This window comes from Vibrio sp. R15-SG3-ISO1B, assembly GCF_059833835.1.
This window is the reverse complement of sequence record NZ_JCBDGG010000029.1, coordinates 159,280-171,962: the sequence shown is the minus strand read 5'-3', so window position 1 is coordinate 171,962 and position 12,683 is coordinate 159,280. Positions and strand designations below refer to the sequence as shown.

Here is a 12,683-nt window from a genome sequence, read left to right as displayed (position 1 = left end):
AACTCCTTCAATGCAGACTATGCATCCTATTGTCCTTGTGGATTCATTGTAGGGTAGGCAAAGATTCAGTAAAGATAAAATTGATTAATGTTTTAATTGCCATCAATTAAATTGATACGGATAAGTAAAATAGTGATTAAGGAACAGGTAGAAAAGAGTATCAGAAACATTGATAGAGAGAAGGGGTAAAACAAAACCCTCCAAAAGAGGGCTTTGCGCTGGTTATTGGAGCTCAGAATTTGTGGTTTTTAATCATCCGATGCGCTTCGCGCTTAATACAATCCAACAAAGGATGATCTTCCATGTCTGCGCGCCAGATAAATGAAATCGCTCGATTCATTTTCAGCTCCGGTACGTTCAGCGCGGCAAGTTCACCGCGTTCAATATACGGTGCGACATCGAGGTAGGGGAGACATGACAGGTATTTACCATTGGCGACAAGCCGACGAATGACCGGAATGTGCGCGTATTCACGCCATACGTCAAGGTCAGGGATCAACGGCAACATCGCCCCTTCAAACACAGAGCGAGTACCAGCGCCCCCTTCACGTAGCACCCATTGGGCTTGCTCTAATTGCGCCAAACTGACGCGTTCGTTTTTGGCGTATGGGTGATGCGCTGAACTGATCACAACGAGGTGATCTCGGAACCACTCTTCTTGATGTGTACGGTTATCGTCACATCGACCTTCGATAATGCCGAGGTCATATTTATAATCGAGTACGCCTTGGATGACCTGATTGGTACTTTTGACATCCAAAGCGGTGCGGATCTCTGGAAAATCATTATCAATGGTACTAATTAGCTCGGGGACGAGGTGCTCCGCGGGAGTTTGGCTAGCACCAATATTGATATTGCCACTGAACAAATGTTGGTCATAGAAACCGATTTCGATCTGTTCTGCATCCTGCAGGAGCCTTTTTGCTCTCGGTCTTAGCCAGTTGCCCCAGTGGCTAAGGCGCATGTATTTACCCTGACGAATAAACAGCTCTCTGCCGAGTAGCTTTTCCAACTGGCTCAAGGACATACTCGCAGCGGATTGGGTAATGGCCAGTTTATCAGCGGCTTGGCTGACGCTACCTAGTTCGGCCACGGCATCAAATACCGCGAGTTGTTTCAAAGAATACCGCACCGTTTCTCCTCTTTTTTTCTATTCAGGCAAAGCATAATTGAGGCGTAGTCGCTCAAAATTGGCTAAGATTGTATATCAGAAAATCTGATTCAGAAATGAAAATAAATCAATTTTTCAATTTATTCCTGCTCTGTCATAGTCAGTGTTTCAGCTCTTGAATACTATACTATCAGAGTGTTAGCCCAGCGCTTCGAGATCAATCTCCCATTGATGATCGTTGTGGCTTCGTCAGTCTGAAACACCCTATCAATCCGATTGATAACCCTTCTCTTGCTATAACGAAAAGCCTAAATTTTATTCCATATCAATAAAATTGAATCTAAAAATAAATAAAATCAAATTTACTAATACTATTGCACTTTGTAACATGGCGTCCAGCAGTGAGGTATGGGCTGCTGAGTTATTGAATTTTTGTTGGATTGGCATGGGATGCCGACCGCTATTTTTTAGGAGAATGTTATGAGTGCATTGTTAACCGTAAGCGACATTGTCAATTCGAACGCACCAGTATTACGTCAAGATACGCCTCTTTACGCGGCGATCGACCAGTTTTTACAACACAACACCAACGGTGCCGCTGTTTGCGATGAGCAGGGTAAGTTAGTTGGCTTCTTTTCTGCACATGACGTAATGACTGAAATGTGGTGTCAGGATTACATCCCCGACACTCAAGTAACGATTGGTCAATTGATGAAAACCGATGTGGTCACGATTGGCTTTGAAGAGCGCCTCACTGATGTGATGGAGTTTCTCGCGCTTGATAAAGACCAGATTTATCCAACAACCGCGATGGGTATTGCGACGCGTTTGAGCACCCTCTCTCTGGAAGAGCGCGTCAAAAGCATCAAGGTGAATCGCCCACAAATTCTGCCCGTTCTTAATGATGGCAAGTACGTGGGTGTGGTTTCACGCACAGAAGTGCTGCGTGCACTGCGTACCTTGTTTAAAGAAGCGCCAACGGCGACATCGCCTGTCAGCACCCCTAAAGCAGACACCAGTGTCGCTTAATTCAAGTTTATAGTTGGAGTTATAATGGAACAGCTTTCCCATCTGGCGGCGTTTAATCATTACGTGTTGGCGTTTGTCGCGCTTTCGATCATGGTTCTGGTGGCACGCACAATTGTTGCGGGTACCAAGTACTCTTCACTATTGGTGATCGTCGTGTTTGGTTTAGGCCTTGGATCCTTGTTGGTTCAAAGTGGTATGGCTCAGCCGGGATTAACCGACTTTCCTGTGGTCGTGATGATGAGTCAAACCACCGTCATCGCTTTGATTGCCTCTTTCTTCGTTGGAGGACAAGAGATTAAGCGTTTGTTGTCAAAACACGAGATGTCGGACGACAGTTACTTCACGCCGTCGAACAAAGAAATGGTACTGGGAACGAACACTACTCAGTTCATGTTTATTGTGCGTGCGTTTTTATTATTGCTCGGTATCGATATGGCGGACGCGCTGCTGTCTGGGCGCGCAAGCCATTATCAATTGGGCGATTCTTACTTGCTGCTGGCTTACATCAGCCTAGCGATCGCGTTCATCCTAGTGGATAGCAAAGCGATTTTCGCCTGTAAACAGTCTTACATTCGCAAGGGGGTGGTGGAAGCCGTTGCGATTGTACTGGTACTGAAGTTTTCGTTGATGCTGTCTAATATCGTGCAAGCCTACATCGGTCTACCTCAGATTTTCTTTGCGATGATTTTATCATCGGGCCTTGGTGCTATGCTACCAAAGTGGAAGTTAGGTCCAACCATGAACTCACTGCTGTTCGCTGGTATTCCACTTGTATTGGCCGGAAGCTTCTTGGTCGGCGGTTCGCACATGCTTGAAGCGTTCGCAATTCCGGGTCTATCGAGCGTGATCGTTTACGGTTTTGCAGGACAAGTGTTCTGGATGTTTGGTGGATTAGCGCTGTTGATCTTTGTTGGTCGCGCCAATCATCTCAGAAACTTGGCACCGGGTATGGCAGGTGGCTTGTCTCACTCAGGGCTAACAGGGGCATGTACAGCAGGGGATTTCGGTCGCACTGCGGCATCAAGAGCACCTATCATGATCAACATTCCGTTTGCAGGTCATATCTTTGTGTTTACGATTCTTGCGGCGAGTGCTGAGAGTGGTGCACTGCTCGTACAATGGACATTGCCGCTGATTTTAGTCGGGGGAGCCTTTGTTTTCCTTGCACTGAAAAATCTACGCAATGCCGATGGTAGCGAGGCAAAAGAGGTGAAAGGGTTGATGCTATTTTCCCTAGGTTGGCAAATTATAGCGGTCTTCGGCAGCTTTACCCTTCTGAGTTTGGCGGGAATGTCGTTGGAACATGCATCAATGGCAGCGTCTTCAGGCTTATCTCACTTTGGTCTATTCGCTGCGGTGCAAGAGGGCATGTTTGGTAGTGCAGCGGCCAGCTTGATCACCTTCACTTTCGCGATGACTTTCTTAGTCCATCCACTCGTCTTCGGTATGTTCGGCAAAGCGGCGGAACGTGAGGGCGTGATGACAGAAAAAGTGGTTGGCGTGTTAGCCACCTTGGGACTTGCTGGTGTGGTTTACTCGACTATGTTGATCTAGCCCCCCCCCACGTCATTTGTCGATACAAAAAATGGCCAAGCGTTACGTTTGGCCATTTTTGCTTTCTGTTTACTAAATCTGTTTAAATATCGATTGCGTCACTAATTAATGTAACAAATGAAACTTCGTTGCGTAATAATGTGATCAATGTAACTTAACAAGGCTGAGCATAGCGATATGATGGCGGCAATTTCCAACGCTACCGATTTTCTCTGTGAGGCATTATGACGACATTACTCGCGATATCGCTTACCACTGGCTTACTTTCCGGCCTGTGGGGCTGGATTGCCATCTCACTCGGTTTGCTGACCTGGGCGGGATTTCTAGGCTGCACCAGTTACTTTGCTTCTCCGACTTCAGGCTTAAAAGGCTTAGCACAAAGCCTAGTAACCAACTTAAGCGGTGTGTTTTGGGCAATGGTGATCATTCACGCTAGTCAGTTTGCTTCGCTAGAGATACTTGGATATGTCATTACTGCGATTGTCGCTTTTTTCATGTGTATTCAAGCGAAACAGTCGTGGTTGGCTTATATCCCTGGTACATTCATCGGTTCGTGCGCGACGTTTGCCGCAAGTGGTAATTGGCAACTGGTTGTTCCATCCCTGATGTTGGGCGGCGTGTTTGGCTATGCGATGAAAGCGTCTGGCCTATGGTTGCAACAAAAGTCTCAATCCAATGGCAAATCCGCGTCAGCGAGAAGCGGCCAAGCCGTGAGCCAGTAGTGCGTTATTTCTTCTTCCCCTCGATTGAGTATCTTCTTCGCACTCTCAACCTGAATGAGTGAGCCTTTTGATACAACGGCATCTCTTTATGATATGCCGTTTTTTCGTTTGTTGGTCACACCAATATAAAACTTTAAGGCGTGTTGCCGTTCGCCATGGTAATCACACGCTTTAATGTCCATCTAAGCAGTATTGGAATGCACTCGACGCCTTGCTCTTCACAATGGTGGACCAGTGCGAGTGCTAAGTCGGGTTTGGCGTATTTCTTCAGCACCCTCGCGACCACCTTTTTCGCGGGAATAGGATGATCCAAAGGCACTTTGATTTTTTCCTTGAAGAAGGATTCAAAACCGTTGTTGTAAAGATAGTGTTCGATATCTCGATCGGGCAGCTCGGTAAGACGATGTCTTTGCTGATCATGCCCCAATTGTGCTTTTACCGCCGCCGCGTACTTTTTGCCGGCAGCATCGCCATCGGTCACCACATGCCAATCGATACCAAAGGCTTTAGCGACTTTGATCAGAGATTTCAGCCCCGATTGCGCAAACTCGATGATTTGCACGCCCTCTGCGGCGAGGTTATAGCCGCATTGATTGGCCAGCTCATTAAACAGCCATACTTCCGTTTCTCCCTCCACCAACAACCAACAACGTGCAAACAGCGCTCCAGAGCGGTGAAAGCGAATGTGGAAACCAATCCGTCGAAGCTCATCGCGGCTAAAACGTTGTTCTGGTAAGTAGTAGGTGATGGTTTTATCGGATTGACGCACTAGACGTCTCAGGCTGCGCATTGGCACTTGACCAAGCAACTCTCCACTGTTGGTGGTGAGAATCTTTTGCATAGGAAGCAACTGCAAAAGCCCCCACGCACGAGCTAAGTGGGTGGGGTGTAAGCGACCTTCGGGATCTTCAATGATCAGCAAAGGACGTGCGCAGCGACGAAGTTTGTTTGGCCCTTTAGCCTGTAAATAGGCGTTGAGGAGTGTCATAAACAGTAAACGCGTCTGCTTGTTGTGCGTTTCCGCGACGACCTGCGTAATGCTCTTGTTGCTGCTTGGAGCGTTAAAGAAGATGCCGTCACGCTGCTTCCGCGGATTCTTACGATTACTGGATTTAAAGGAGAAATAGTGATCGACCAACACATTCATCGAGTTGAGGCTACTGCGCATTTCGCCTTTGTTGACATGACCAGGGATGGCCATCAAACGGCGGCAAGTGTTATCAATGCGTTTCTCTGATCGTTCACTGACGCCGTTACTGTTAGTGAAAGGACGTTCAAATCGGCGGGAGTCTTTTAACCGAATCACGGGGTGAAGTGACATCAACTCCTGAGCGAGCTTCTCTGAGTGGTGTAACGGCAAAGGATCCCCTTGATCGTTGAGAAAAGCATAGCGGGTCGAGATGGCATGCCCGTCGCGTGAAGCACTTAAACGGTAAATTATCCTTTGTACACCTTCCTCGTCAGTGATCCAGATCGGCTTGATTTTGCGATAGCGCCCGGAGCGAACTTCATTTTTATCCGTTGCGATGAGGCTGAGCACGATTTGTAAGTGTTGGGTTTGCGGATGAGCAATGGAGTAATCAACATGAAAGTCCGTCATTTCAAATTGATACGGTGTCCCTTCAGACGGCAAGGCAACGCTCAGTGCGTCGAGCAGTGACGATTTACCCCAGGTGTTTTCGCCAATCAGCGTGGTGAGTTCATCAAATGCGATAGATAAGCGGCGGATACCGCGAAAGCCAGAAATTTCGATTCGCTCTAATCTCATAGAGTCACTCCGTTTTGGCTATAGACAGTTTAAGCATAATCGAAAAAGTGTGGTTTAGCAGATATTTACCTCACAACCAGGCAATTATGCACAAGTCACACTGAGCGATGTATATCAAATGGCATGTTTAATAAAAGTGTGAATTATAATGAATCTGTCATACCGATTGCGTTAGGATGACGGGAAAAGAGAGTAAAGAAGACAGATAAAAACTATAACATGACAAAATTACGTATAGCGCACATTAACGATACCCATTCCTATTTTGAACCCTCCTCGTTACAGCTCACATTGAACGTGGATGGTGACACACTCACACCTTACGTCAGCGCCGGTGGCTTTGCTCGCATCGCCACTCGCACCAAACAGCTGAGAGACGAGGCGCAGCAGGCCGGTGATGCCTTCCTCTTTCTCCATGCAGGAGACTGCTTTCAAGGCACACTTTACTTTTCGCTGTTTAAAGGGGAAGCAAACGCCACCATGCTCAATGCGCTAGGCATAGATGCCATGGCGTTGGGCAATCATGAGCTTGATATGGGCAACTTACCCGTCGCGCAGTTTGCCCAGCGAATCGAGTTTCCACTGCTTGCAGGCAACTGGGATCTGAGCCAAGAGCGCCAAGACAAACCCACACGCCTATCTGATAACCCAAAAGTTATCGCCTATCAATCCCCAACACGTACGGCTGGTTGGATAGAGAGAACCGTCGGGCAGAGCAAAGTGGCGATTTTCTCCCTAGCGTTGGATAAGATGGAAGACATCTCTAATCCAGATGTTGATACGCCGTTTGTCTCCACCATTGAAACCGCGCGGGCCACCGTGGCTGCCATCCATCAAGCGGGGATCCGCAATATTATTTTGCTTAGCCATATGGGCTACGACGCAGACTTGGATATCGCCAATCATGTCGATGGGATTGGCTTGGTGATTGGCGGTCACAGCCATCGCCTGCAAGGCGACTTCTCGGCGCTTGGACTTGCTAAAGACGATGAATACGGAGTGAAGGTCAACAATACCTATGTTGTGCAAGCAGGCTATCACGCACTGAGCATGGGTCATTGTGACATTGAGTTTGATGACCAGGGCCAGGTGATCGCATTTAACGGAAAAAATGAGCTATTACTGGGCCGCCAACTGTTTATTGATGCTTCGCGAAGTCAGGCGCATACGGAAAACCGTTATCAAGCCGCGAGACATTTTATTGATGCGTATCCTCAAGCGGTGGTCTGCAAAAAAGATCCCACGGTCTATCAACTTTTAGAGCGCCAATACAGCTGTCATGTCCGCAGCCTACAAAACACATACATTGCGGATGCGGGTCGCTATCTTCGCCATGTGAGGATCCCTGATACGCAAGGGCCGAGCGAACTCGCGCCTCTCGTCGCGCGCTCTTTTGTCCATTCGATGCGCAAGCGCGGTATGACAGTGGATTTTGCCATTCACAATGCCGGAGGAGTAAGAAACTCACTCAATATTGGCCAAGTGAGTGTGGCAGACATTGCTGGCAAACTTTTGCCCTTTGCCGTTCCTATTGGCGTATATGAAATTGAGGGGCAGCATCTTTATCGCGTGATAGAAGGCGCCATCAACAACGCGCTCAGCAATGGAGTTGAAGGGACAGGGGATGGCTCTTACCCATACACGTACAACTTGCGCTTTACTTACAATGAATCGTCACCTATCGGTGAACGCATCACTCGGCTAGAAGTGAGAAGCTCAGGCAACCAATGGGTGAAAGTTGAACAAAATCAAACCTATGTCGGCACATCATCGGCTTACACCATGAAAGGGAAAGAAGGCTACGACGCCATCTTGAACATGGCTGGCGAGGGTGTGGTGACGCCTATGTCGATGGCCGATTGCTTTATCGAAATGCTCCAAGACTGCCCCGACACCCTCAATGCCCAGCACGTAGGGACGTCAAAATCCAAATTGGCATAGAGTATGCTAAGCCATTAATGTCAGCAGAGAGACCGAAATGGTTTACGATAAGCGAACTCAAAGGTAAGACATTATGTGGCGTAAAGACTGGATTGATGTCGTCGTGGTGATCAGTTGGATAAGCGTTTGGTCGGCATTGGTGTATTTCGTACCAATGGGCACGATTTAACAGTGATGCTCACCGACGTGATGATCCCATTAAACATATAAGAGCGTACATTCACCGTGCGCTCTTTTCATTTTTGAGGATTCCTCATACCAACGCTGCGGAAAATAAACATTAGCAATTGTTATGGCTTTAAGCCAAACAATTCGATAATTTATGGTTCTTACCTGCAAATTTCTATCAATCTGGTGGTAAATGACGCTACCGAGCGCTCACACAGCGATCAAAACAGTAAAAACGCCACATCAGTAGCAACGAGACGACGACAAGATGGATATCAACAAGTTAATGATGAAAATTATGCACGACCAGGTGTAAAAGTTTTGTAAACGGCGCAAGAGAGAAGAAATGTCTGTAGAAAAACTATGCACATTAACGAGAACTCTACGCACTTTTTAAACCGTTTGACGCATAATCCGTTTTTTGTTCTGTTAACGACTTGTTTTATTAGAAAATCTAATTTGAATAGGGAAATTTTGTCATTTTTTGGCCAACATAAGTTTGTCTATTATTAGCCCAACAAAACGTACAGATTTATAGAGAGGCAATCATGGCACAAGCAATGCAAATGGGCACACTAAACCCAACTATCTCTATGGACAAAAAAACCTACGCGGTTTCTTTCAAAGGATTGATTGCTCACTTACTCGATATTCTATTTACCGACACCAGCCAGCCACGCGCGTATTATGCGGATCAGCTGTCAGGTCACATGCAAAAGGATATCGGTCTCTACCGTTAACACCAAACGTTAATACGAAAACGCCAGCTCACGTCGAGCTGGCGTTTTGCTTTCTTAACGGCTCATTACTTCTTACGAGTAAATTCAGCAATCACGTACATCGACTGACCGCCGTTTGCTTTACCAGAAACAAGCTTAGGATCGTCACCAATGCTAATACCACGGATAACCGTACCTTGCTTAATGACTTGGTTGGTGCCTTTTACGGGAAGGTCTTTGATCACCGTTACGTCGTCACCTTTCTTTAGCTCAACGCCATTGCAATCAAGAGGTTTGTCATCAGCAGACATACCTTGCATCGCCCACGTTTTCTGATCTTCTTCCATGTACATCATGTCTAGCGCATCTTGTGCCCAGCTCTCGCTGTTGAGGCGCGTTAACTGACGCCAAGCTGTCACTTGCACAGGTGGAACTTGACTCCACATGCTGTCATTGAGGCAGCGCCAGTGGTTAATGTCTTTTGGCTCATCAATTTCTGATAGACACTTGTCGCAAACCATAATCGCATGATCAACGGTCACGTGGCTGTGAGGCGGCACTGCATAAGCGGTCAGTGGTGCGTCACTGGCGCACAATTCACACTTAGATTCACAACGTTCTAGCATAGTAGCTTCTGAAGACATAAAGGACTCACATTTGATGGGTGTTTAATCTAGGCGGCTTATTATGCACACTATCGGGTAAAAATAAAGGGCATGAACGATCGTTCAATTGATATATATTGAGTGACAGTGTCACACACAAGCTTTACCTAACGTATTCAAGTCGGCATAATTCGCGGGTGAATTGTGCGCATACCTAACCAAAGGAACCCTCTTGGAACTCTTTTCTATCGACTTTCTAGGCAAGCCGCTGCGGGGCGAAGCCTCTATGGCAGGCTGGCAACAGATCTATTGGGACAACCACTTAGTGTCACAACTCGATGCCAATGGCGAGCGCGAACACGAATCAAGCCACCAATTTGAGTTACTCAAAGGGGATGAGCGCTTGGCCTGTAAAGTGGATTTGACGTTACATTGGCAGCCGTTTTCGCTCGAGGTGAGAGTGATGCTCAACGATCAACTCTATTCAACCACCACACGCACGGAAAAAGACATTGAACGTCAGCAGCCGACGCGACCACCAAAGGCAGAAAGACGATTTAGCCTGATCGGCTTAGTCTCTTTAGGTATGAAAGCACTAAAAAGCGCCAAACTGATTAAGGTTGTACTGGCGTCAGCCAGTTTAGCGGCCTATTCATGGCTGTTCTCGTTTCAGTTTGCCTTAGCACTACTAGCTTGCTTAATCTTTCATGAATATGGGCACGTCAAAGCAATGAAGTACTTTGGTATGAAAACCAAAGGCATCTATTTAGTGCCGTTTCTCGGCGGACTCGCTCTCAGCGACGAAAAGATCAACACTCGCTGGCAAGACGTGGTGATCTCAATCATGGGGCCAATGTTTGGCTTCATCCTTTCATTACTGTTGACGTTAGTCTATTTGCTCACAGGGGAAGCCTTCTTTGCGGGGTTGGCGGTGTTTAATGCACTGCTGAATTTGTTTAATTTGCTGCCTATTTTGCCTCTCGACGGTGGCCATATTCTAAAAAGCATCAGCTTCTCAATGAACAGCGTCGCTGGCATCGTACTGTGCAGTGCGGCAGCTGGGGCAGGGGTCTTGCTCAGCTATTCGCTCGGTCTGACCTTGTTTGGCTTCTTGCTCATCATGGGCATGCTTGAGATCGTATTGGAGTGGCGTGGCCGCCATGCGAGCCATTTATTACCGCTCGACCGATATGGACAAATTGTTTCATCCATATGGTATGTGGGCTTGGTAGCGGGGTTGCTCGCGATTATTGCCTTCTTTGCTAATACGGGCGATGCGTTACTACGCCTACCTCTATTGATATTGGGCACCTAATTGACCCGATACGTACCGCGCTATCACGCTTACAACATGAACTAGGTAGAAACAACGGGAGCATGCTCCCGTTGGTCATTGTGTAGAGTATGCACACTCAGCACTGTGGTTTGCTTACGCTGCTCGCTGGCAGCGTTTTCATTTTCGTGCTGAGATCGTCGATACGCGTACTGTGAGAGGGGTGGGTCGAGAGTAGCTCAGGCGGCGTATTGCCCCCGGAGGCTTTCGCCATATTTTGCCACAGCGCGACGCTTTGCTTAGGGTCAAAACCGGCTTTGGCCATCAATTCTAACCCAACGATATCCGCCTCGGATTCTTGTGTTCGCCCGTAGGGCAACAGCACGCCATATTGAACGCCAACACCAAGTGCCGCCATCGTCATGTCGCGATACTCTGAACTGCCCAACGCGATGTTGGTGATTTGTAAGCCTGCATTGGCAATTTGAGATTGAGACAAGCGCTCGTTACTGTGATCGGCGAGTACGTGCGCAATTTCATGGCCAATCACCGTTGCTAGCTGATCTTGATTGACCGCGACGTTTAATAACCCGGTGTACACGCCAATTTTTCCTCCGGGGAGCGCGAAGGCGTTGACTTGGTCACTGTCGAATACCACCACTTCCCACTCGTCAAATCCCGCTTGCTTGGGTACATGAGCCGTAATGGTTTTGGCAACGCACTGCACGTACGCATTCGTTTTGGCATCGGTACTGATCGGCTGTTCGCTTTTCATCTGTTCAAATGACTGGGCACCCAACGAGCTCATATCTTGATCGGAAAATAAAATCAGCTGTGATCGCCCCGTCGGCGATGAGCTACAGGCGGACAACGCGAGGCTTGCAGCGATTAAGGATAGCGACAAGCCGCGCTTATAAGTGATGTGCATGACGTTCTCCATCTAGGTAACGAATGTGCCAGCGTCGGCATTGTGAGTAATGACGCTTGAGTTATTCCGCTTCATTATGCTACAACGCGACTCTGTTTCCTACGCACCAACCGCGCGACAACGCTTTTTATTACGACGGATCACAGAATGAAAATATGGAAAAAAGAGATCGATCTGAAAAAACTCAATCAAACCTCAAAAAACACTCTGATTGAGCATCTCAATATCGTCTATACCGATTTTGGTGATGACTCCCTAACGGCCACCATGCCCGTGTGTCATTTTACCCACCAACCACTCGGTATGCTTCATGGCGGCGCTTCAGTGGTGCTCGCAGAAACACTCGGTTCACTGGCCGCAAACTTCTGTGTTGATAACGAAAGCTATTGTGTTGGACTTGATATTAACGCCAACCACGTTCGCGCGATGCGGGAAGGGCATGTCATCGGTACAGCCAGACCCGTGCATTTAGGCGTTTCTACACAAGTGTGGCAAATTGATATCACCGACGAAAGGCAACGACTGGTGTGCACCAGTCGCTTGACCATCGCGGTTAAGAAACATCGTGGAACGAAAGCTCATGCTCATTGAGTTCAGTTTAGGGAAAATCATCGCGACACCCAATGAAGTGGTGATTAAGTTAGCAGGGCCGGGTAGAGTCACGTTACAAGCCCAAGCGGACGCCGTCATGCTCTATGGTGGCGGTAACGTGATTGCGGTAAGAGCGTCTGAAGCTAGCTGGTCAATCTCGCTCGATAACGCCCATCAATTAACTCAAGTTGCCGAGCAATTAGGTATCGCAATATCATAGAACTCGGTATTGGGGTGGGATATCAAAACTTGCATGTGAGCTCATAAATGAGGA

The 12,683-nt window shown here is 47.6% G+C and carries 12 protein-coding genes; 8 read left to right on the top strand and 4 right to left on the bottom strand.

Annotated features, from left to right (window positions below; all coding sequences use genetic code 11):
• Positions 1-232: 232 nt before the first annotated feature.
• On the bottom strand, positions 233-1,132 hold the full coding sequence (locus AC6R0S_RS07735) for a LysR substrate-binding domain-containing protein (protein WP_487901515.1): 900 nt from the start codon (positions 1,130-1,132) through the stop codon (positions 233-235).
• A 459-nt stretch (positions 1,133-1,591) separates the two neighbouring features.
• Here AC6R0S_RS07735 and AC6R0S_RS07730 point away from each other — a divergent pair, with 459 nt between their 5' ends.
• From AC6R0S_RS07730 to AC6R0S_RS07720, 3 genes are all read left to right on the top strand, one after another.
• Complete coding sequence (locus AC6R0S_RS07730) at positions 1,592-2,140, top strand: CBS domain-containing protein (protein ID WP_500631300.1); 549 nt, start codon at positions 1,592-1,594, stop codon at positions 2,138-2,140.
• A 24-nt stretch (positions 2,141-2,164) separates the two neighbouring features.
• A complete protein-coding gene (locus tag AC6R0S_RS07725) occupies positions 2,165-3,694 on the top strand; it encodes a hypothetical protein (protein WP_500637614.1) in 1,530 nt (509 codons plus the stop codon).
• 224 nt (positions 3,695-3,918) lie between these two features.
• Positions 3,919-4,416 carry a DUF1097 domain-containing protein gene (locus AC6R0S_RS07720; RefSeq protein ID WP_500637613.1) on the top strand — a complete coding sequence of 166 codons (498 nt, stop codon included), beginning with the start codon at positions 3,919-3,921 and terminating at the stop codon, positions 4,414-4,416.
• Positions 4,417-4,549: 133 nt separating this feature from the next.
• On the opposite strand, the gene AC6R0S_RS07715 is transcribed toward AC6R0S_RS07720, so the two are convergent.
• Positions 4,550-6,184: an ATP-dependent endonuclease gene (locus tag AC6R0S_RS07715; protein WP_500637612.1), complete on the bottom strand. Its 1,635-nt coding sequence runs from the start codon at positions 6,182-6,184 to the stop codon at positions 4,550-4,552.
• A 219-nt stretch (positions 6,185-6,403) separates the two neighbouring features.
• On the opposite strand from AC6R0S_RS07715, the gene AC6R0S_RS07710 reads away from it, so the two are divergent.
• Together AC6R0S_RS07710 and AC6R0S_RS07705 are read left to right on the top strand one after the other, a co-directional pair.
• Positions 6,404-8,125: a bifunctional metallophosphatase/5'-nucleotidase gene (locus tag AC6R0S_RS07710; protein WP_500637611.1), complete on the top strand. Its 1,722-nt coding sequence runs from the start codon at positions 6,404-6,406 to the stop codon at positions 8,123-8,125.
• Between the two features lie 716 nt (positions 8,126-8,841).
• Positions 8,842-9,033 (top strand): hypothetical protein, encoded by a 192-nt coding sequence (locus AC6R0S_RS07705; RefSeq protein WP_500631295.1) that lies wholly within the window; start codon positions 8,842-8,844, stop codon positions 9,031-9,033.
• A 65-nt stretch (positions 9,034-9,098) separates the two neighbouring features.
• Here AC6R0S_RS07705 and AC6R0S_RS07700 read toward each other — a convergent pair whose 3' ends face one another.
• A complete protein-coding gene (locus tag AC6R0S_RS07700; protein WP_334551864.1) occupies positions 9,099-9,656 on the bottom strand; it encodes a PhnA domain-containing protein in 558 nt (185 codons plus the stop codon).
• A gap of 193 nt (positions 9,657-9,849) precedes the next feature.
• Between AC6R0S_RS07700 and AC6R0S_RS07695 the strand changes: the two genes are divergently transcribed.
• Complete coding sequence (locus tag AC6R0S_RS07695) at positions 9,850-10,932, top strand: site-2 protease family protein (RefSeq protein WP_500637610.1); 1,083 nt, start codon at positions 9,850-9,852, stop codon at positions 10,930-10,932.
• 97 nt (positions 10,933-11,029) lie between these two features.
• Here AC6R0S_RS07695 and AC6R0S_RS07690 read toward each other — a convergent pair whose 3' ends face one another.
• Positions 11,030-11,818, bottom strand: a complete 789-nt coding sequence (locus AC6R0S_RS07690; RefSeq protein WP_500637609.1) for a M48 family metallopeptidase — start codon at positions 11,816-11,818, stop codon at positions 11,030-11,032.
• Positions 11,819-11,965: 147 nt separating this feature from the next.
• On the opposite strand from AC6R0S_RS07690, the gene AC6R0S_RS07685 reads away from it, so the two are divergent.
• Complete coding sequence (locus tag AC6R0S_RS07685) at positions 11,966-12,409, top strand: hotdog fold thioesterase (protein WP_500631293.1); 444 nt, start codon at positions 11,966-11,968, stop codon at positions 12,407-12,409.
• Positions 12,399-12,629 (top strand): DUF3389 family protein, encoded by a 231-nt coding sequence (locus AC6R0S_RS07680; RefSeq protein WP_487901547.1) that lies wholly within the window; start codon positions 12,399-12,401, stop codon positions 12,627-12,629. Before AC6R0S_RS07685 ends, AC6R0S_RS07680 begins: the two co-directional genes overlap by 11 nt.
• Positions 12,630-12,683: the final 54 nt, after the last annotated feature.